The following is a 21,222-nucleotide window of genomic DNA, read 5'->3' on the forward strand; positions in this document are numbered from 1 at the left end:
TATGGAAACAACCTTTGAAAAGGGTCTCTATAATGCCATGCTAACCTTGATGATGCTTAATGAGCGAGGTTGGCTTTCTCCTGCAGAGGTAAACAGTTGCCTTTGTCGCGCTCTTTCTGGCAATCTTTTCTTTGGAGAGAAGAACAATCCTGGAATAGCAAAGGACAAGGCTGCTTGGGCCCAAACCATTATAGAGCAAGCTGTCGGTCGTCTATGCCGAACAAGAAACAAACCTCAGACTACGTATATCATGTACGATGAGTCCATGAGTAAGTTCTTCTATAAAGAAAATCTGCAGAAGTCATTGACAAAGGAGTTCAAGACATTGGCAAAATATATTCTGGATCATAGTGAACGAAATACAGAAGACGTTTCAGCCGAAGAGCAGAAACTGTGCAACGATGCCAACAAAGCGCAACGCCTTCTCAACCGTCTTCGTCGTATAGCTTTAAAGTACACTCCGCATCCTGACGATGCATATAACAGTCACATAGATGAATATGAAGAAAGCGATGAAGTCTCACATCAGGTGCGAAGCCATCAGATCATGAATCAGAGCTACAAGCAGACCATCATCAAAAAGCCAGTCATCAATAGCCTGGATGATCTGGATGATGATGACAAATGCCTTACCTTTATTGGCACATGTTATGGAGCATGGCAACGTGATGAAAACAATTCACTTGCATTCAAATATGACAAAGATAAAAGGCAATACACTACTCTGGGAGAAAAGACTTGGACAATAAAGCCATCAGATGTTCGTCTTGACATTCTCATGAAAAACAATGTCATCCGAAGCCACTTTGAGAGAAACGGATATGCAACAGAATGGAAGCATGGCGCTCTTATCCTGCATCCGCAGATTCTTGCCTGTGACTATGCTGGAGAGATTGGAGAGGAAGCTTTCAAAGCTATTGTCCTTGACTGCAACCCGTCTTTGACAGACGACAACTTCAAGCATCTTGAAGGCAAAGATTACGAGTTGGCAGATTTCGTTATCTGTGACAAAGAAGGAAAAAACAGAATTGCCTTTGATGTAAAGAACATGAGAGCAGACTCCATTCATGAGGACCAACTGGGAGATCTTTCTACCGCAAAAAAACGTAAAGTTAAAGTGGAACGTTTAGGTTGCTCTTTGATTACCGTAAACATACTCCGTCGTAAGAAGGATATAAATGACGAGCAACTTGAGAAGAATGATGCTTTGCATGAGATTGCCGGAGTTATCGATGAAGAAGGTAACTATATTTATGAAGCCATAGAGCAGATTAAGAAATACGTAACGATTGAATAATGATGACTACAGACAATAGAAATGAATATATTGTGACCACAAATAAGCTGGTTGTCAATTGTGAATTCTCAGCATTTTTCTCAAAATTTGCCATCGTATCATATTATGGTACAGGAAAAGCCTGCAAGAACCTTGCATATGAACAACTGGCGGATGTTCCTTGTCTGTCGGTTACAGAAATACGTGCAAGATGGGACGAACGTGCAAGTGTCCTCTTCTTTGTTATGTCATATAAGGGCAAGGAACAAGAGGTTCTGAACTCATTAAGTGTAATAGTCAAGACTTGTTCTGACAGTTTGTTTATTATCTTACAAAAAACTGTCAGAACAAGTCTTGACTATTACAGTTATATCCTCCCAAAACGCCTGCTGTATACTTTCTATTATCCTTATATATTTGTAGAAGTCCCTCTACACAAATTGGTTGAAACCGTTTAAGGACAGCATGGGTTTCTATGTCGGTTGCTGTAACAACTAAAAAGTCTGCTATGTTTTTATTCGGGAGTTGGGAATATTGAATTTCCATAAATAATTATATAATTTATTATTCTCACTTGATTTTTTCAATAACAAAAATATCTAACAAACGTTCTGTTGTATTGGCTTGTCCTCATCATGACAAGCTAGTAATATTCTTTTCTATTCGTGGAGTTTTTATGTTCGGATAAAAATTATGCCTCATAGTGGTAACCGGTTTCAAAATCAACCAGTAGTAATTCATCATCTATTGATAAAACCTTTGTTAGTTCTTTATCACAAACAATATTAAGTTGCAACTTGAAAGTGGCAGAGTCGCTTGCTGCAGCATAATGCTCGTTCCAATCATAGTCGAAAATATATGGCTGAGAATTATCATCTATCAACGCCATATCTCCATGATATATATACACATCTATCTCTGCCTCAATATCGACAGTACATCTAATGACAATTTCATCATCAGAAATTTCATGTATGGACTCAAAGTTGATGGATGTTGTTTCTATATTTGTAACCTCTGGATTTTCATAGAATCCAGGGATATACGAAATACATTCGTCATATGGGTCATCAGTTATATAGTTGGAAATAGTGGTATCATCAATATAGTCCTTGACCTCTTGCATAACATCTATATCGCCAATACCATTTGACTTTTGCAGTTCGGACAGTAATTCCTGTAATGTCTTTGACTTTCCAATGATTTCCTTGTTTATATACTCATGAACATCTGTAACCAATGTTAGTCGATCTTTGTCAAGACCTTCTTTATCACAATCCACAAGAAGATCTTGATGAAATGTCTTTTTTGATTTCTCAGCGAAGTCATCCGAATTTTCAGAAAGGAATACTATCTCAATTGTCTTCGGTGTTGTTTTGCAATGCTCTTTAATACTTTCCCAAATTAGTGAATCACGATATCCCTTAGTACTATCTAGGAATGGTTTCCTATGACAGAGTTCCCTTGCTACCATTTCCTTATGATCTGTTTTGGGGTATGGAATTATACGAATACCTAATGTTGCCATTCTTGCACGGATAGTTGCTTCGTAGTTTGCAGTTAGTAAATCTGCGTCTATCGGTGCCGAAGTTATAGGGACTGCCCGTCTCTGCATTTTATGCAATGCTTGATTATACTGCTCCACACATGCGACAACGTCTTCTTTATATTGTCTTACAAGTTCATCAACAACAACATCGGGAATGTATATAGTATGATCTAGTGCGGCACATGTTGAACACAGTGCTGTTATACGAGATTTATTAAACTGGTAATCTAAATGGATTACATTTGTATCTATAATAATATGTTTCATATTGCATATTATTTGCGTCTGTTTTGTTTATAGTTCTAACAGAGGTTTAGATCTTCGTAAAGGCAGAAGCATCAGATTTTACCATCTTCCTTCCCCCCGTATGCTCCTCCATCCATCTGCTTGCCGCCAGCTCTTCAAACAACTGCTTTTGTTCCTCAGGCAGCGTCCCAGCCTTGATCTTCTTCCGCACATAGCGAATCCAGTTGTTCAAGGTTGTATGGCGTACAGGAAAATGATGATGCACCTCCACGTATCATCATAATAACTCTATCAACCTACCTCCTTCAACTCATTAATTTCTCTATAAAGAATTTGTCAATCTCTGCATTCTCCATATTATATGGTTCTTCAAAAGACATGAGTTTTCGTAAATAATCATCAACTTTCATAATACGATCTTCAAAATTTGAATCATCTTTCAGCAAATCACCATGCGCTATAGTTGAACGATTGTCGTATGATCTCTTGATTGTAGCATATATTTCAATTCTTTCTTCCGTTGTTGCCCCTAACATAATTGCAGAACGCCCTGCAAGACGGTGACTCAATTCTGTGGTGGATGTTCCCAAAAGGCTTTCTAACGCCATTGTGTACAGCATCATTTTCAGAGGTGGTTGAGACTGACTTCTTGCCAATAAGATGTAACCCCATGCGCGCAATTTTCTTTCAACCTTGTTCTTCTTCCAGAAATGATCCTGAGTTGCATCTTTATAATTTTCTATTTCTGGTGATATGTCCTCAGAATTAATTACAAACATATCTGACGATAGGGATGTCAATGACTCCAAAGAAAACACTGATGGTTCTATTCGTCCGTTAGCCTTCGAAAAGACTGCAGACAAAGATGCCTTAAATGTGTAACCATCACGTAAGCACTCTTCATAAGTATAAAGAAAGCCATCTCTAATATATATGGAATTATCCTCAAGGAACCACAGTCTTTCTACATAGTCCTGAATCACACGCAGAAATGCAAATGTTAATTTTGTTCCGAACTCATCTACTACACTTTGAGTACAGCCATCCGCAAAATCTCCGTCAATTTAAAAGTATGTCTGACCAACAAATTCGTCAACACTATGACTGCCTAATGTATATGTCGATAGTTCGTTGTCAAAAGTCTCCTGTAAAATAGAACTACAGTTTGACAAGAAACCTTGAGTAAGGTTAACGATCATCTCCTTTTGGGGAAGAACCAAATTGTGAACGATAGTAATAAATCTATATTTCATTATCAGAAAGAATTTATGATATAAAGATGAAAGCGTTTTTTACTTGATTGATGTTTATAAATTAAAAAGGGCGGTTCAAGATACTCTATTAAGCATATATTATGTCAAATTTTCTTCCTTCTTCCCCCCAGTATGCTCAGTTGAACGAGAGGCGAGCAATGATTCAAACAGTTCTCGCTTCTCTTTGTCCAGCGTACCTTCCTTGATTTTCTTCCTTTGATATTTTGCCCACGAAAGCAAAGCGCGGTTCTCTACCACATGTTTATCAGGTAGGTGACCGCGCTCATGGATGTAGGCTTTGAGGGCATCATAGTTCTGATGCCACTTGGTGTCATTCTTGGTTGCCATAATGTACAAATGGCTGTCACTTATCGATGGAGCTATAATTCAATCTCATACACCCACTCATCCACCTTTGCACGGAGTTTCTCTATCGGGCAATCCAGCTTCTTTGCTTGCTTCTTGAGCGTGGCCATGAAGTCCTCGTACTGATACGTACCGAATGCCGCACAAGCCATCTCCTCGGCAAGGGTGCTCAGCGTGACTCTGCTGAAGGTTGACCAACGAAGATACTCATAGTTGATGTGCTCCATGAAGTGCATCAGATAGGGATTGGCAGCATAGATAGCACCATGGAGGTAAGGCTCAATCTTCGGGTATTGCGTCTTGCTCCTCTGCTGCAACAGTTGCTCGATGTTCACCGTGAACTCACGGATGATGCCCAACACACGCATAGGGCAATCCTGATGTCTCAGGCATTCCCACCACGAAGCCATGATGAAGAGCATGTGAGGCCATGTCAGTTCAATGCCCACCTCAAAACGCTCCATCTCCTTCTCGAAGAGCTGGAACATCTCATCCGACCAATCCTTCACCGGCTTATCGTCCAACGTCAAGAGTCGATCGCCCATGAATGCATGACGCACCTCATAGCTGAAGTAAGAGATCACACCGATATACGAACACCCCTCTGCACGCGACATATCAGCATTCTCGCAATCCCAGCACTCACCGAGCAACTCATGCAGTTCATGGAAAGACCTTCTGTCTCCCCATATCCTGACACCCAACTTATGCTTAGTGTTCTCGAATCGGAAACACAACGGCTGTTGTTTCTTGCTGATTGAAAGTTCCATTTTTCAAATAATGCTTCTATGATTTTTAATGTCACCATATTTCTATACCATCCTCCTCCATACTTACCTTCTTTGGTCTCGAGTATCACTGAAGGTTCTAGTACCTCGATAGTATGCCATGTACCTTTGGGCACTACACAACCGAAGTTACCAACGGATGGGTCAAGCATGTATCTGTCTGATTCCTTCATCCGTTTCCCAGAAGGAATATCCTGTGCATCCATACCCATAGGGAAACCGACAACGGGAGAATCCTCCTCATAAATCACAGATACCACCTTACCACATAGGCAGACGAAAGTCTCGTTGCTATGTGGGTGGCGATGAATATCGATCTTCGTTCCAGGCATCAAGGCATAGAGCAACCTCTGGCTGCCATCTTCCTCGTTATTCCTCAAGTCATAAATTTGTCTGAGTCGAGGATTGACGACTGCCTGATCAAACAGCTGCTGTATGAGTTGTCTATCTATTTGAATCATATCTTGTTTTATCTGTCTTTTTAGGCCAGAAAAGGTAACATACCAACAGCCATAAACCTTTAGCAAATTCTTTCATACTTATACATATTATGCCACTTCACCTCATCTACTTTTGTACAGGCTTGACCAACTTATTGTTAACCTTCTTAAGAGTAGTAGATATCTCACCAAGTTGATCAGGAACGATATAAAGAGTTGTATCAGTTTCAGTCTCAACAACCTTCTGGTTAATCTCCTCTAGCTTATTATAAATTTCAGTCTGTAAACTATCAATCTTATTATATTGTTCTTTATCAATTGTTGTTGTAACATATTTAGCGACTAAAGGAGAAGCGATAATAGATATTACAGCTAAAATCAAAGCCAATATGCTTTTGCAATTCGCTGATTCGAACTGGCGTTTTGATTCACCTTGAGCTTCATTGAATTGTATTCTGGCGTTTGTTTGTTCTATATTGAATTGATCTCTTGCATTATTCTGAGCTGTTTCAAACTGCTCTTTAGCTGATGCCTGCGCTAAAGAAAACTGTTCTGTAGAACTATTCTGGGCAATTTCAAATTGTTTTTTTTGCGTTTTGTTGCGATTCCTCAAATTGTTCTTTTGCCATTGTTTGGGCAGTCTCAAATTGAACCCTAGACTAGCTTATACTTTCTATTGCTTTTTCAGTTTGCACTTTAGCCTCTTCAAGGATATATTTGGCTGTAGCCAACTGTATAGAAGCATTCTCAAGCATAAGTTCCTCTGTAGCCTTAAACCCATTTTCAACCAAATTAAACAACTCTTGTTCAAGTGCTATATTAGAACTAACCAGATCAAAAGCGTCAAAACGAGAAAAGATTTCCATGTTATGATATGGAAGTGCAGAACTATTATCTTGTCTTCTAAGGGTTAATCCTGATGCAATCAACTCTACATCAAGAGGATCGTTTTGGGGTATTAAAACACGGCAGGAGTATCCCCATGGTTCTTCTGCTGTTTTATGTAACCCAATAATAGAAAGATCTTTAAATAAAGCGAATGCATATTCTTTCTCCACAGAATAACGACCTTCTGATATTGTTACTAGTCCTAAACGCTCAAGTTTTCTCAAAAAATGAAGATGGAATAGTATATGATTACAAATATTCTCATATTCAGACACATTGTGTTGATTAATGTGAATACATAGAATTATTGGTGGTCGTTCATCTACCTCTTTTGAAAACAAGAACACACCTGTTCCTCTTATCAGGACATTTTCTCTAAAGAAGTTTCGTATGGGGGAAAAATCGTTAGCTTTCTTCCCCCATTCACACAAATCTTTTATAACTTTCTGTTCTAAAGAACTAAATTTCATATCACAATTTTTATCTACTATCTGGGGAAGCTTCTTTACCTCTCTTTCACAATCACCCAAAACGTTTCAAATATCAGCTTGATATCATACCAGAACGAAGCATTCTCCACATACTCCAGATACAGCTTGATTTTCTCCTGCATGATCACGTTGATGTAGTAGTCCTCCGGATCCTCAGCCTTCTCCATCAACTCATTCTCGTTGCGGAACTTTATTGACGCAGGATCTGTAATGCCAGGGCGAACGTCAAGGACGTGCATCTGTTCGGGCGTCCAGTAGTTCACGTAGTGGCGCACCTCAGGACGAGGACCGACAAGGCTCATGTCGCCAAGAAAGACGTTGATCAGCTGTGGAAGCTCATCAAACTTAAACTTACGGATGAAGTAACCAGAGCGTGTTACACGTGGGTCGCGGCCACCGATGGTAACAAGACAGCCCTTATCCGAGCCAATACGCATCGAGCGGAACTTAAAGATGCAGAAATCCTTATTCTTATAACCCACACGCACCTGACGATAGAAAACCGGGCCCTCAGAGTCCAACTTCACCCAGACGGCAAGTATCACAAACAAGGGGCTGAGGACGATGAGTCCACAGCCCGATGCGATAATATCAAAAAGTCTTTTCATAATTTCAAAATAACCCTAAACGGGTAGCTTAGCGCATCTCTTTCAGTACCTCCTTCATGCAATCAATCACATACTCCAGATCCTCCATCGTCATCTTAGTGTTCAATGGCAAGGTGATCTCATTGTCGAAGGCAGCAAAGGCATTTGGGAAGTTCTTGATGTCGAAGCCCATCTTCTTGTAGGCCGTCATCATAGGCAATGGCTTGTAGTGTACGTTCGTAGCCACACCACGCTCAGCCATCTTCTCAATCACCTCATTCACCTGCTCACGGTGCATACCCTCCAGACGACAGATGTAGAGGTGACCGCTCGAAGCATACTCATCGGTATAGTGACGTAAGCCCCACACTCCCAGAGGAGCCAAAGCCTTGTCATAGCGTGCAATCATCTCCTTGCGCTTTGCCAGCATCTCAGGGTAGCGCTCAAACTGCACCAAGCCCAGAGCTGCCATGATGTCCGTCATGTTACACTTATACCAAGGGCCAACGATGTCATACTCCCAAGCTCCCAATTTCGTCTTAGCCAAAGCATCCTTATTCTGACCATGGAGGGAGAGCAACTGAGTAATGCGATAAAGTCGCTGGTTCCAGGTGTTACCCTCAATCACCTGCACCGAACTGAACGTGTTCTCTGGATTTCGGTCCAGATCAATCACAGCAGGTTCGTCACCGAAAGGCAGATTCCAAGTCAATGCACCACCTTCAGCGGTAGTGAAGTTCTTAACAGCATGGAATGAGAAAGACGAGAAGTCAGCCATTGCGCCACACATTACCTTCTTTCCGTCCTTGATGCGATAACCACCGAATGAGTGTGCACAGTCCGAACAGATCGCCACACGACCCAACTTATGCTGCAAGTCAGTCTTTGGCCAGAATAGGTTCTTCTTTCTGTTCACAATCTCAAACAGGCGGTCATAATCGCACGGCACACCACCCAGATCGACAGGGATAATAGCCTTGGTGTTTTGCGTGATGGCAGCCTCCACCTGGTCATAATCCATCTCCAGGCAATCCTTCTGCACATCCACGAACACCACCTTAGAGCCCACATGCTCCACGATCGAAGCACTGGCCGTATAAGTATAGGCCGGCACAATCACCTCATCTCCCTTACCTATACCTAACAGGCGAAGAGCCATCTCCGCACAAGCAGTCTGAGAGTTCAGGCATACACAATTTGGAGTCTGCACGTCAGTCGAAGCATTTACGCCCACAAATTGAGCGATTAACTTCTCTAACTTCTTTGTGCGAGGACCGGTAGTGATCCAACCACTAAGAATTGCGTCACGAACTTCGTTTGCCTCTGCCTCTGTCATATCAGGAGGTGAAAACGGAATGTTTCTTCTTTTTAAATCGGTACTCATAAAGTTTAATGATTTTAATTGTTATTTGTTATACTTTTATTCTTATTCTTAAAAATTCTCTAATCATTGATATTGGGGCCCATAGAGCTTCTGCAGGATAGTCAACCGACAACGAAATATCTTGCACCACTTGGTTTATGAATCTCCCAATATGGCTATTCTTACTCGCCACTGCCTCCGTGTTATGATGTCCAAAATTACCTCCCTGCATCACATGCACCAGCAACTTCTGTCCAAGCCTCTCATTGGGTTCACAAATCATGTACTGTTCAGCCATTCCGAACACTTCCTTCATTACCCACATCACAGCCGATGCAAACCTGAGCATATTCAGCGACTTCAATGTACGAAGCATGTTGTAGTTATCAGAGCAAAGCGTATTATTATTTCGGTTTATTAAAACGAAATAATAATCCATCAACTGCCTCAATCCCACACCTTCACTCAAATAGTGCCTAAATACGTGTGATAAGAGGAACACCACATTATATTCAACGTTAGGAGACATAAAACCTAAAGAGCCGCACCAAACCATGTCCTTTCGATGTATATCGCACCATCTTCGGAATCTTCTATTTGCCCAAGGATTGCAGAAATACGAAGGCTCATAGTGAAGTTCTACATCCGTATCTTTAAAAAAGTGTGCATGCACATGGTGCTCCGATCCCATTGCATGCTTATCAATACTAGAAGCCAGTAGCATCACGGCCTTACGATTATCTTTATGGCATAGCCCCTCTCTCCAAAGCAGAGCATCGATGTCTCCCGACTGCCTCAAGTTATGGAGTTGCTCACCATAAAGGGGCGCAACACCCTGACCTTTCAAGATACAACTCTTGAACCCATAAGCAGAGAGTTTCTCCTGCAACTCAGCACACTGATGATTAACAACTTCATTCCGTTGTGTTATTTTCGCGGCCATACCCATCCAATTGAGGTACAGTATCTCGCTCATGCCAATTCGGCCGAAGCCATCATCTGCATCTGCTCCAAGCCCTTGCAAAGCAGCAAAACATACTCCGACAAGGCTTTGTTTCTTTGCCATGTCGTATAGCGCATTCCATTCCTTATTGGATGGAATATGCGAGAGACGATCAGTATTGCCGATAGCCACTCTTATTAGTTCAAAAAAAAGGTTATCTACACTCACAAAGAATAGGAATTGTTTCTTTAATGTTATCGTTCATAAATTATCTTATTCTATACAAAAATTTCTTCAGCCATGTCGGAGAGATAGTCATACCAAACATAGCAAAAGCAAACATATTTGCACTCAGGTCATAGCCTAGTGCTTTATTCATCTTAATGCGGTCTGACAGCATCTGCTTCGCGCGTTTCCATCCGTTTCTACGGCTATAGAAGTCCGGAGCTACACGGAAGTTCAGTACCGTATCAGGCAGATTAGCGAAAACGCAACCATTCAAGAATCCATCATACCAGAGCATCGTGTCCTGATTCTTTCTATACTCTGGGCGATATCCCTTTGCTTTGTCAAAATAGCGCATTCGGAAGAATGTAGCAGGGTGTGCCAATGGATCACGATAACGGAAGAATTTACGGCAGTCCTCATGTGTCAATGGGTACTGCACGCCTTTGCCATTCTTCTCTCCGTTCTGATCAATTTCTTCTATTTTACCACCCACGACATCCACCTCAGGATGCTCCAGAAGGTATGCCATCTGACGCTCAAAGCGATCACTCACGCACTTGTCGTCAGCATCCATACGTGCCAGATATTCCACATCCAATTCACGCGAACGAGCCACAAGATCGTTCAGAACACATGCTAGGCCTCTATTCTCTTTGAAGTATATCACTTCTACACGTTCGTTCTTCTCAACCCCTTTCAGGGTCTCTGCCAACTTGCCTTCCACAGGGCCGTCCACACCCACCAGTACCTTTATGTCCTGATAGGTCTGACCCAATACACTTGCAAGTGACTCTTCGAAAAATGCCGGATTATCTTTCTTGTACACCGGCAACATTACTGTTACTGTCTTGTTCATTATTTCTTGACATTAACTACATATAAACCTTTCCTGCCTTCAAACGTACTGTCGAAGGCAACCTTCTTTCCGTCACGGCTCCATCGAGGATGACAGTCGCAACGCGTATCATTATCATATTTGAATGGCGCAAACACCTTGGCAATGGTCGTCACTTCATCGCTGTCATCGCGTGCTATCTTCACCTCCTGCACACGCGCCCTGTCCGGATAGGTGTCAAACAGCACCAGATTCTCGTCCGTTGGACAATAGCTCGGATGACCATCGTTACTCAATTGTTTCCATAGGTGTTTCCATTCCTGCGTCTTATCTTTCATCAGGTAGTAGCCTGTGCCTTCCTCCTTCTTGCGCTCAAAGGCTATGATCTCCTCGTCATTCTTCCAATAGCAATGGCTCACCATATCGTCATCACTCAGCACATACATGTCCGTACCATCCACATTGCAGGTCACCAGTCGCGTGTACTTTCTCTGACCGCAGAACCAGCGATACAGCACCATAAAGCGCTTACCGTTAGGCGACAGCATCAGGTGGTTCACCTTGTGTACACTACCAGGCTCTTGTATTTCCGGTCTTGGTTGGAAATTGGCAAAGTCTGTATATTTCAGCAATTCCGTCACCTCACCAGTCTCAATGTCCATCATCCATACGGCAGTAGTATCAGGTAAAGCCATTCCCTTGGTCACCTCAGGCAACTCTGCATAACCGTACCCCAATCGCAAACTATGCAGACGGCTAAAATCTAGACTCAATGCTGTCTTTCCGTCAGCCGAAACAGTATAGCAAGGCATAGGCAGTACGCGTTCCTCGAATGTATTCACATCCAGAATCACACTCACGTACTTTCCATCACGCAGGTCATTATACAGAATCTTGCTCATGAAATCCGGTCCTAACCACTGAGCCATACAACCCTGCTGAACATTCCAGCAATGGGTGGTAGCAATCACTTTGCAACCTTTCGACCCATTCAAACCTTTCGAATACTCTTCTATTTCTAACAGAAGAATCTCCGCTGTCCCGAGAGGATCAGGCTCGCTCCAAGTATCCTTGGCTTTCATACAGAGCATATATCGACCGGTTGCATCCCAAGGGCACTTGTCATAGTAGCCAAAGAAGTAATCATTCTCCTTGTCATCAGGCGACATCTTCATCACATCGCCCTCACATTTCACCTTCTTGCTGATGCTATACCATACAAGCTGGTACACTCTTTTCACCCCTTTCTTGATGAATGGATATTTGTTGAGTTGATAGTTGATTTTTTGTTCTAAATTCATATGTATATTATAATTGTTTTGTCAGCAATATCTTTCAAACCTCATTCTGAATTAATAATTGATACATCTCTTGTAAAATTCTATCATTCTTTCTCCCTCCTTCCTGATATCGTATTTCTTTTTAGAAACAATAGCAGACACATCAATTCTTTTAAAAGAGACAAGATTAGATATGCTATTAGACCATAAGTCTAAATTACCATTAATCGGCAAGAATGTAACATTACAAACGTCAACCTCTTTCGTGATGGTATCGCTAAATAGGCATGGAACACCCGAAGCCTGCGCTTCGATACCAATGACAGGCAGACCTTCATATAACGAAGGCAGCAGAAAAATATCCATGGCTTGCAACAATCTGTGAACATCTTTCCTCGCACCAGTCCAGATGACATGACGATCTATGCCGAGTTGTATACATTTAGATTTTAATTCTTCATTTAGAGGTCCATCGCCGACAATTAACAATTTATATATATGTTTTCTGTCCTTATTTATTAAATGATGAAATATATCAAGCAGGAATATATGGTTCTTTTGAATTTTTAAGCTGCCAACATTACCCAACAAAATCTCATCTTTTACCCCGAGTTCTGCCCTTAGTTGTTCGCGAACATCTTTGTTATATGCGAATTTATCACAATCTATTGCATTATTAATGACAAGTGATTTTGGCGATCTGGAAAAATTTTTGCCATAAAGGAACTCGCCGGCCAAAACAGAACAGGCAGCCCAAGTATCTGCCAATCGCTTCAAAGGCAAACACATAGCCCAGTTGCGTATTGCACGTAGCTTGTAATCGGAAAACTTCGTGTTATGACTATGAGAAATGCAATGTTTTACACCATACTTTTTTGCAATAGGAAATACAATCGCATCAATCTGATTAAAGTGTGAATGTACAACGTCATATTTATTCTCTGTAAACAATTTTACATAGAAATCCTTAAAGTCAAAAATGCTCCTCATTCCTAATTTAGGCATAAAAAACACTTTACTGCCTTTTGCTATTATTTCATTTACAATAGTCTCTTCGCTATCCGAAAAACATACTACATCAATTTGAACCTTTGTAGGATCTATATTCCTGAAATAATTCATTGCAACGGCAGTAACTCCAAATCGTTGTTTCAACGAATCTAATAAATATAAAACATGTATCATATTATAACAATTAATTTGTTTTTTTGACATCTTTAGCCGCAATAAGGCTTATAGCTAAAATAATAACTATACAAATAACAGAAAAAAAATAGCCATATTTGTTATTAGAAGTCATTCCCAATGACTCTACAAACAATAAACAAATAGAAGTGTAAATTTTCCACTTGCTGAATTTAATTGGCATAAACTTCTGTGTATCTATAAATCTGGCGCCTGTTATAATCACAAAACTGAGCACATTTGCTGCTAACGCGCCATAAATTCCAAAGAATGGAATTAATGCGAAACATAATACAACATTGGATATCGCACCATAGATTGTTGTACGCATTATTGCTTTGGAGTTTTTTTTAACCGTATAAAAGTTTCCAAAATATACAGAAAAGCATCCCAAAATAGCAGAGAACAACAATAGTGGTGTATACACCCAAGCTTCATAAAATTCTCCTTGAAGAACAAATTTTGAAATGAAGGGTACCAATACTATTATAGTAGCACCAGTAATAAATACCATAGAACTATATAATGTAAATACTCTACTATAAAAGGTAATATAATCATCCGCTTCAGATTGCTTCACAGAAGAAATCTGCCATGATTGTTGGAATACAGATGTAACAATATTAATGAGCGCCGGTAATTTACTTGTTGCTGCAAACAAACCAGCTAGTGCAATTCCACAATTGTAAGCTAATATATAACGAGAGGAAACATTAGTTGCCCACCAAGAAAGTGTATTAGGAATTAAAGGTAATGAATATATCAATATCTTTTTTACCTTACTGGCAGAATATAGCCATACAAATTTCCTTATTGTTTTTACAGTTACAATCAAGTAGCAAATAGAGCATAGATTGGCGATGATAAAGGCTAACAAGTAGCCAACAACACCAAGGCTCATGGTCTTGACGAGAATATATGTAGCTCCGAACAACACCCCTGCCGCAATGATGCCACTAATGGAAAAGTTGCGGACATTACCTACTCCACGAGCAAATTGAGCGAACAAGGCTCTAAATGCCTCGGTTATGAAATAGAAATAAAAATAGACCCAGTTTTGTTCTTTGGTCACAAGGAATACGACTGCAATAATAGCAAGCGAAACCAGTGAACAGCTGCCAATTACGCCTATACCAGCTGTCAGTAATTCATTTGGATTCTCTTTCTTGTCAAGTACGAAACGGAATACTCCTTCTGCGATACTCAATGTAAACACTGGTAGCAATAAGGCAGCGAGGTTGTTCAACAAGTCTGCCTCGCCAAACTCACTTGCTGTCATTGCCATCGTGTATATAGGCATTAGGAAGAAATAAATCAACTTTGTAGTGAAGTTGCCTAGGCCAATTACCAGTGTATCTGATAGTAACTCTTTATATCTATTTTTCATCTTTATGTTTCAATGAACTCGGTTTTGTTATAATCACGACAACGACAATTAAAGGGTTCTAATAACTTTTGCAGGATTTCCTGCTACCACTGAATTTGGTGGTACATTTTTAATCACAACACTACCTGCCCCTATAATAGAATTGTTTCCTATAATAATATTTCCAATAATAACCACATTTGCTCCTACTGTTACATTGTTACCTATAATTGGTTTTTCAGAGATAGCATCCTCAGATTTGTTTCCTATTGTTGTACATTGTCTACAAGTGAAATTTGCTCCTATACTCTTGGCATTCAATATTGTTGAAAATGGGTGTGCAAGATATATACCACCCTCAATGTTTTTACAAATAGGGAAAAAAGTATTATTAGCGTGCCATAGCCAACAAAAAATGTATGAGGTGTTTCCAATACGAGAATAGACCATAGTGCGAAAGAATTGGTCTACAACAAATAAATACAATACAGCGTTATAATTCTTAAAAGAAGCACTTCTGTAAGATATATTGCGATTTGCGTCTTGCAATATTCTTCTCCGATTGTCGGACATCAATACTACTAGATAAAGTGGCCAAAGAAGACACCACGCTAATAATAAAATTGAAAATAACACTAATTTCTTCATATCAAACTTTTTAATGTCTTGATTCAATTTCGTCTACTCGGACCGATTCCTGCCAATAGAATTTATATGGGTATATAGTATTCCAATTCGGTCTGTACATCAATGCTGTCAGAGTGAAAACTACATAGTAGCAGATAAAAGCATTGATAATCTTTTTCTTAAGATTTAATTGTTTAACATTCAACGCATTTGGCACAAATACAACCATAAATACAGAATAATATATAGCGAACCTATCTATAAGATTAACCCTTAAGCATAATATGTACAAATAGACTGCAACTAAATGTATAACTACCATAACTCTATTGGCTCTGTACTTTTCTTCATTTGTATGGTTGATTGAATCTTTTACATAGTCGTACCCCAACTTAAAGAACAAGATTGACAATAAGAGCTGCATTACACTAGCAAATCGAACCCCACCTTGAAAATAGTCACTATCTGTATATCTTTCATATGCTGCGTAGTAAAAGAAAAATGTATTTAACAGGTCTGTAAAAAGAAAAAGTGAAATTATCGATACTGCAATAAATATTATGATGGTTTTCTTATTAAGTTTTATAAAAGATAAGGGTAAGCATATAAAAAACAATAAAGCTGAATTATGGAACGTACTCGCCAAAAGAACCAACGCAGAGAAGACAATGTACTTTTTCTTTAGCAAGAATTCAAATGCAAAAAAAAGTATAGCCATTGCAAAACTTTGTCTTAATGCAGACATTACAAAGGCAAATTGTCCACAAAGGAAAAACAATACAATGGATAACCAAGGCATATTGCTATACTTCCAAATAAACCTACCGAAACTATAAAACACAATAACACTTGTTGCCAAAAAAAGTAACTGAGGGCTATCAGAAAATCTGTTCAGCAGTTGATTGAAGAATATATACCCAGGTTCGTATCTAGAGAAATACAAGTCCATACCTGGACATATTTCATATATTCGAACATATTCAGGTGTATCGTTCCCAATTGTAGAAGCTTTTAATGCTGAAAGCAACCCCAGAATTGTGAAAGCAAAAAGGAAACGCTTTTTATCTGTGTTTTTTTCTATTTTCATGCAAGCAGGGTTTAGCCAATATAGAATAGAAAGAACACAAAAGGTTAGTAAAATAAAATGAACCATTATTCAATCATTAAAACTTGAATTGATTTTTCCAATCGTTAATTTGATTCCAGTCTAGACCTGTGATAAGAGTTTCGCTTGTATCCTCAATTTTATCCTTAAGTAATTGACCTATTTTTTCTCTTTTAATCACAGGAAGAGAGTATGATTTTGCCATATTTTCAGCTCTATAGTCAATAGATATAATAATTGACTTCTTATGATGCTGTAAAGCACGTATACCACCATGGAGTCTGTTACCAACATAATCAATATCTTTATCGAGTATCTTGTCATAAGATGCTAAATTCGGTGAGACTAACATATATTTATAATCTCCTAAAGACAAAAGATAGTCTAGGTCAGATATTGTTTGAGGCCAAAAATACACGTGGTCATAGCTTTCCTCCAAAATCTTGATCATCAATTTATCGTTTTCGAGATCTGGCTGTTTACTAGTAAGGGTAAAAACAACGCTATTAGATTTCTTTCTTGGTATTAAGTTACAGTGCTCAGGTGTAAGTCCCCAAAGAGTAGGACATCCTGTATTAACCGCATTAAATCCCAATCTAATAAGCATATCTCTTGTGTAATCATCTCTAGTACTATGAACAAAATCGTGGCTCAAAACATTATTGTAAAGTTTACGTGTATAATAATTAACGCTTTTACTATTTATTCCAGCGCCAACACCTAGGAGTATTGTTCCTTTACAGAAGGAAGCATTCCAAAGGTATAGGTTCCACACGGGAAGAGGTCTTACCATATTTGTGTATAGTGCGTTAGTTCCGCACAGAAATTTATAATCCACACTAGATAGGTTTCTAAATTTATTAGAAACTAGTAACTGCTGCCACCATGCATAAGGAGGAGTATGAACTGGATATTTACAGATATAATTATCTCTAAACAATTCAGGCCAATTGTTCTGAATAGAGTTGTTAATAATCTCATCGCCTATATTAAACGTTGCGATAGAAGTGTCTAATAAAAGTACTTTCTTCATATTATTCTTGAATTTTTATATTTTTCTTTGTCAAATGATTTACTGTTTTTGGAGCTGTGTCTGTAATAACATTACGGTCGCTATTAGTGGTTTCGTAAATATCGTTTACTGTGTGACGCAAACTGTATCCATTTAGGAAATTCTCACTTGCCCAATTAAGGTAGAGACCGTATTTGCTTTGCATTTTAGTTCCCTTACCTCCGTTAAGATAGAATTGGATTATGTTATTATTCGAGCAGTCATTAGCCTTTCCTCCACTAGAAATCAAAATCTCACAGCTTTCTTCATTTGTTTTTCCTAAATAGCCATTTTGCTCGCCATAGATATTAACAGAGCAAGCATGGCACCCGAGTAGCAGCAAGCCTTGGAGGCCGTTCTCTTGAATCGTGCCTGATATTCTGGCATTTGACGATGATACTATCTTTAGTCCGATCCCGCTATTCTGAAAAGCGACTACTTTCTGGAGATTTGAGCTGTTAAATTGTTCCGCATACAAACCATTTTTATTTGTTGTCAAGTTGACGTTCTCTATTGCATAGTCCCATGATTTCAAAAGGCACATACCATAGTAACCGAAATTGGAGATGTGTAGATTCTGAATTATCATCTTGGGCATAGGTGCTGTTATGTAAATGCCAGAATGACTTGGAGATTGGTCGCCTTCAATTTTCATATCGCGAATGAGTACACCATTGCACGTATTCTGGGATTCAATTGCATTACATTTTACCGCCTTAATTGTAGTGCTCCATCCATTACCTTGCAAAGTGCAACCGGATTTCAGAGTTAGTGGTTGTGTTATTTTATATGTTTTTGAACTTAGGCTTACCGATATACCCATATCTATACATTTCTGTATGGCTTTCGTATCATCTTTGTGTCCATCACCGATTGCGCCAAACCATTCAGGATATATTGTGGGAACATTAGGTTTCCCAATACAAGTCATTTTATTGTGAAATATTGCATACAAGGGTGCTTCAATGATGCAATTGTTGAATTCTACAATACCATTCGAAAAAGAGCCTCCTCTAAAGATGAGCATGCAATCAGATGGTATTGTAATTTTTGCACCTCTTAAGTCGAACTTATCACGAATTTCGTAAACTGCATTTTTATGTAATAACTGACTCGCAAAAGGTTTATTTTTAGTCAATACAATGTATTCATCAAATCCAACAGAGGATGTTGCAATAGCTGATATAGGGAATAAGAATAAAATAATTAGCAAAGTAGACTGGAGTATTCCATTCTTAAAACAATTCTTAGGGTTCATATTATTAACTATCTAACTCAGCATATTTACTATTCTGACTCTTGAATTCTGGCACAATCTCCTTCATCTTTTTGACGATAGCCATATCATCGAAGCCCTTGGAGAGTTCGTAGAGCTGTATCTCGTTTTGGAGAGCGAGGTCGTATGGATATTCGCGCACCTGGGCGACCATGATCTTTGGGTTATGGGTTGGCTTGGTGTTCTCCTTTGCGGCAAGGAGTTCCTCGAAGAGTTTCTCGCCATCGCGGAGGCCAGAGAATTCTATCTTTACATCCTTGGCTTCAGAAAGGGCTATCATGCGCTTGGCAAGGTCGACAATCTTGACGGGTTCGCCCATGTCGAAGACGAAGATCTCTCCACCCTTGCCCATAGTGCCAGCTTCGAGCACAAGGCGGCAAGCCTCGGGGATGAGCATGAAGTAGCGAATGATGTCGGGATGAGTGACCTTGACAGGACCACCTTTCTTGATTTGCTCCTTGAAAATAGGAATCACAGAGCCGTTTGAGCCAAGAACGTTGCCGAAACGAGTAGTGACGAACTGGGTTGTCTGTTGATGATAGTTCAGAGCTTGACAGTATATTTCACAGATACGCTTTGAGCAGCCCATGACGTTGGTCGGGTTGACAGCCTTATCTGTGGAAATCATGACGAACTTTTGGGTGTCATACTTCACGGCAAGGTCAGCTATCACGCGCGTACCATAGATATTGTTGCGAACTGCCTGACCTGGATTATCCTCCATCATAGGTACGTGCTTGTAGGCGGCAGCATGGAAGACATACTCGGGCTTGTACTCACTAAAGATCTTCTCCATGTGCTCTTGGTCGGTGATGGAGCTGACAATGGTGAGACACTTGAGTCCCTTATGGTTGTTGGCCATATAGAGGCGCACATCATGCATTGGGGTTTCTGCCTGATCCACCAGCACCAATTCCGCAGGCTGGAACTTTGCAACCTGACGAGCCATCTCGGAACCGATAGAGCCGGCTGCACCCGTGATGAGGATGCGCCTGCCACGGAGCATCTGACCGATGGCAACGAGATCGACCTCAATCTTTTCGCGAGGAAGTAAATCTTCTATCTCCACTTCTTTAAGTTGGCTGTGCGAGAGGTTCGAGTAGCCATCCCACTCTTCTGCTGCAGGCATCATCATAATCTTTATGCCTTCTTTGATAAGGGCATCTATCAATGATGTGCGTGCGCGGAAATGCTCAGTCTGTATTGGTGATACTAACAAAACGTCCGCTCCTTTTGCCTTCATCTGCTTAGGCAGTTCCTCACTATCAAGGGAAACTTTGATACCAAGCATCCAAGATTTGGCTACATGAGCATCAGTACTGACAATACCAGCAAGGGTATAAGGAGAGTCAGGGGTGTTGAGCACACTCTTTGCTAATGCTATGCCTCCAGACATCGCTCCATAAATGAAAACTCGATGTGTGTTATCGGATGTACGATAGAAATCGTAACAGTTCTTCACAAGGATACGAACCAACCACATGAGCATTGTTGCTACCACTAAGGTAAAACAAACCGCCCGAAAGTCTGGCGCCATAAAGAAGTTTGATAAAGCGAAACGAATCTCTAACAGGTGCAAACCGAAAACAAAAACGCTAGCAACGATCATAGCGATGATTGTGCGTTGGAGATCAGCAAATGATGAAAAGCGCAAGACCTCACGATATGTGTGAAAGAATCGGAAGGAAGCAATATAGATAACTAAAGCTATTAACATGCCTAAAGTTATCTGCCAAAAGTTGCTGGATGTCAAATCGCCGCCATTTTCAAGGTAATAACACAAGACTCCCGCCAGATAGACGCAAATGCTATCGAGCAATAGGATGCACCCATAAGGGAGTGCGTTCCTTGTGAAATACCATTGACTTAATTTCTTTAGTACTTTCATTGTTGTTGACTTTTGTTTGTGCAACCGAGGGAGTCGACCCCATCTACATACTAGTGTGTGCGGAGCACTAGACACTGCACCTCCAAGGGTTGCAGACGCAACCAGATGCGTTGATTGTGAGTTGCGTGTAATTTGTGAGAGTAATCATTTATCACAATCACTTGCTGAAGTCACCAGCTCTGCAAGTGCAT

Annotated in this window: 22 protein-coding genes; 2 read left to right on the plus strand and 20 right to left on the minus strand. The window is 40.1% G+C overall.

The genetic code is table 11. The features are described 5' to 3' along the window. Window position 1: 1 nt before the first annotated feature. Window positions 2-1,297: a hypothetical protein gene (locus tag VIR50_RS04760; protein WP_331933991.1), complete on the plus strand. Its 1,296-nt coding sequence runs from the start codon at window positions 2-4 to the stop codon at window positions 1,295-1,297. Further along, window positions 1,297-1,734, plus strand: a complete 438-nt coding sequence (locus VIR50_RS04765) for a hypothetical protein (protein ID WP_331933992.1) — start codon at window positions 1,297-1,299, stop codon at window positions 1,732-1,734. The genes VIR50_RS04760 and VIR50_RS04765 overlap by 1 nt, the downstream gene beginning before the upstream one ends. Before the next feature lie 233 nt (window positions 1,735-1,967). On the opposite strand, the gene VIR50_RS04770 is transcribed toward VIR50_RS04765, so the two are convergent. From VIR50_RS04770 to VIR50_RS04865, 20 genes are all read right to left on the minus strand, one after another. Further along, window positions 1,968-3,092, minus strand: coding sequence for a PIN domain-containing protein (locus VIR50_RS04770; RefSeq protein WP_331933993.1), 1,125 nt, complete (start codon window positions 3,090-3,092; stop codon window positions 1,968-1,970). Window positions 3,093-3,138: 46 nt separating this feature from the next. Next, complete coding sequence (locus tag VIR50_RS04775; RefSeq protein WP_331933994.1) at window positions 3,139-3,303, minus strand: hypothetical protein; 165 nt, start codon at window positions 3,301-3,303, stop codon at window positions 3,139-3,141. Window positions 3,304-3,376: 73 nt separating this feature from the next. Then, window positions 3,377-3,850 carry a hypothetical protein gene (locus VIR50_RS04780; RefSeq protein WP_331933995.1) on the minus strand — a complete coding sequence of 158 codons (474 nt, stop codon included), beginning with the start codon at window positions 3,848-3,850 and terminating at the stop codon, window positions 3,377-3,379. A 573-nt stretch (window positions 3,851-4,423) separates the two neighbouring features. After that, window positions 4,424-4,672, minus strand: a complete 249-nt coding sequence (locus VIR50_RS04785; RefSeq protein WP_331933996.1) for a helicase associated domain-containing protein — start codon at window positions 4,670-4,672, stop codon at window positions 4,424-4,426. 32 nt (window positions 4,673-4,704) lie between these two features. Next, the gene (locus VIR50_RS04790) at window positions 4,705-5,382 is read right to left on the minus strand and encodes a DUF6904 family protein (RefSeq protein ID WP_414703534.1); all 678 of its coding nucleotides are present in this window, start codon (window positions 5,380-5,382) and stop codon (window positions 4,705-4,707) included. Beyond that, the gene (locus VIR50_RS04795) at window positions 5,271-5,939 is read right to left on the minus strand and encodes a WbuC family cupin fold metalloprotein (protein WP_331933998.1); all 669 of its coding nucleotides are present in this window, start codon (window positions 5,937-5,939) and stop codon (window positions 5,271-5,273) included. The genes VIR50_RS04790 and VIR50_RS04795 overlap by 112 nt, the downstream gene beginning before the upstream one ends. 106 nt (window positions 5,940-6,045) lie before the next feature. Next, window positions 6,046-6,564, minus strand: coding sequence for a hypothetical protein (locus tag VIR50_RS04800; protein WP_331933999.1), 519 nt, complete (start codon window positions 6,562-6,564; stop codon window positions 6,046-6,048). Between the two features lie 13 nt (window positions 6,565-6,577). Further along, a complete protein-coding gene (locus VIR50_RS04805) occupies window positions 6,578-7,276 on the minus strand; it encodes a hypothetical protein (RefSeq protein ID WP_331934000.1) in 699 nt (232 codons plus the stop codon). Window positions 7,277-7,311: 35 nt separating this feature from the next. Continuing rightward, the gene (locus tag VIR50_RS04810) at window positions 7,312-7,905 is read right to left on the minus strand and encodes a sugar transferase (protein WP_331934001.1); all 594 of its coding nucleotides are present in this window, start codon (window positions 7,903-7,905) and stop codon (window positions 7,312-7,314) included. Window positions 7,906-7,933: 28 nt separating this feature from the next. Continuing rightward, window positions 7,934-9,268: a DegT/DnrJ/EryC1/StrS family aminotransferase gene (locus VIR50_RS04815; RefSeq protein WP_331934002.1), complete on the minus strand. Its 1,335-nt coding sequence runs from the start codon at window positions 9,266-9,268 to the stop codon at window positions 7,934-7,936. A gap of 28 nt (window positions 9,269-9,296) precedes the next feature. Further along, window positions 9,297-10,418 (minus strand): nucleotidyltransferase family protein, encoded by a 1,122-nt coding sequence (locus VIR50_RS04820; RefSeq protein ID WP_331934003.1) that lies wholly within the window; start codon window positions 10,416-10,418, stop codon window positions 9,297-9,299. Window positions 10,419-10,458: 40 nt separating this feature from the next. Further along, window positions 10,459-11,274 carry a glycosyltransferase gene (locus tag VIR50_RS04825; protein WP_331934004.1) on the minus strand — a complete coding sequence of 272 codons (816 nt, stop codon included), beginning with the start codon at window positions 11,272-11,274 and terminating at the stop codon, window positions 10,459-10,461. Further along, complete coding sequence (locus VIR50_RS04830) at window positions 11,274-12,554, minus strand: TolB family protein (RefSeq protein WP_331934005.1); 1,281 nt, start codon at window positions 12,552-12,554, stop codon at window positions 11,274-11,276. The genes VIR50_RS04825 and VIR50_RS04830 overlap by 1 nt, the downstream gene beginning before the upstream one ends. Window positions 12,555-12,605: 51 nt before the next feature. Further along, window positions 12,606-13,718 (minus strand): glycosyltransferase family 1 protein, encoded by a 1,113-nt coding sequence (locus VIR50_RS04835; protein WP_331934006.1) that lies wholly within the window; start codon window positions 13,716-13,718, stop codon window positions 12,606-12,608. Window positions 13,719-13,728: 10 nt separating this feature from the next. Further along, the gene (locus VIR50_RS04840) at window positions 13,729-15,003 is read right to left on the minus strand and encodes a polysaccharide biosynthesis C-terminal domain-containing protein (RefSeq protein ID WP_331934007.1); all 1,275 of its coding nucleotides are present in this window, start codon (window positions 15,001-15,003) and stop codon (window positions 13,729-13,731) included. A 150-nt stretch (window positions 15,004-15,153) separates the two neighbouring features. Further along, complete coding sequence (locus VIR50_RS04845; protein WP_331934008.1) at window positions 15,154-15,732, minus strand: serine acetyltransferase; 579 nt, start codon at window positions 15,730-15,732, stop codon at window positions 15,154-15,156. Window positions 15,733-15,742: 10 nt separating this feature from the next. Then, window positions 15,743-16,798 carry an EpsG family protein gene (locus VIR50_RS04850; RefSeq protein ID WP_331934009.1) on the minus strand — a complete coding sequence of 352 codons (1,056 nt, stop codon included), beginning with the start codon at window positions 16,796-16,798 and terminating at the stop codon, window positions 15,743-15,745. 76 nt (window positions 16,799-16,874) lie between these two features. Next, a complete protein-coding gene (locus tag VIR50_RS04855; RefSeq protein ID WP_331934010.1) occupies window positions 16,875-17,849 on the minus strand; it encodes a polysaccharide pyruvyl transferase family protein in 975 nt (324 codons plus the stop codon). A gap of 1 nt (window position 17,850) precedes the next feature. Continuing rightward, on the minus strand, window positions 17,851-19,125 hold the full coding sequence (locus tag VIR50_RS04860) for a glycosyl hydrolase family 28-related protein (protein WP_331934011.1): 1,275 nt from the start codon (window positions 19,123-19,125) through the stop codon (window positions 17,851-17,853). 4 nt (window positions 19,126-19,129) lie between these two features. After that, window positions 19,130-21,031: a polysaccharide biosynthesis protein gene (locus VIR50_RS04865; protein WP_331934012.1), complete on the minus strand. Its 1,902-nt coding sequence runs from the start codon at window positions 21,029-21,031 to the stop codon at window positions 19,130-19,132. Window positions 21,032-21,222 lie beyond the last annotated feature (191 nt).

This window comes from Prevotella sp. (assembly GCF_036570325.1).
Taxonomy (GTDB): domain Bacteria; phylum Bacteroidota; class Bacteroidia; order Bacteroidales; family Bacteroidaceae; genus Prevotella.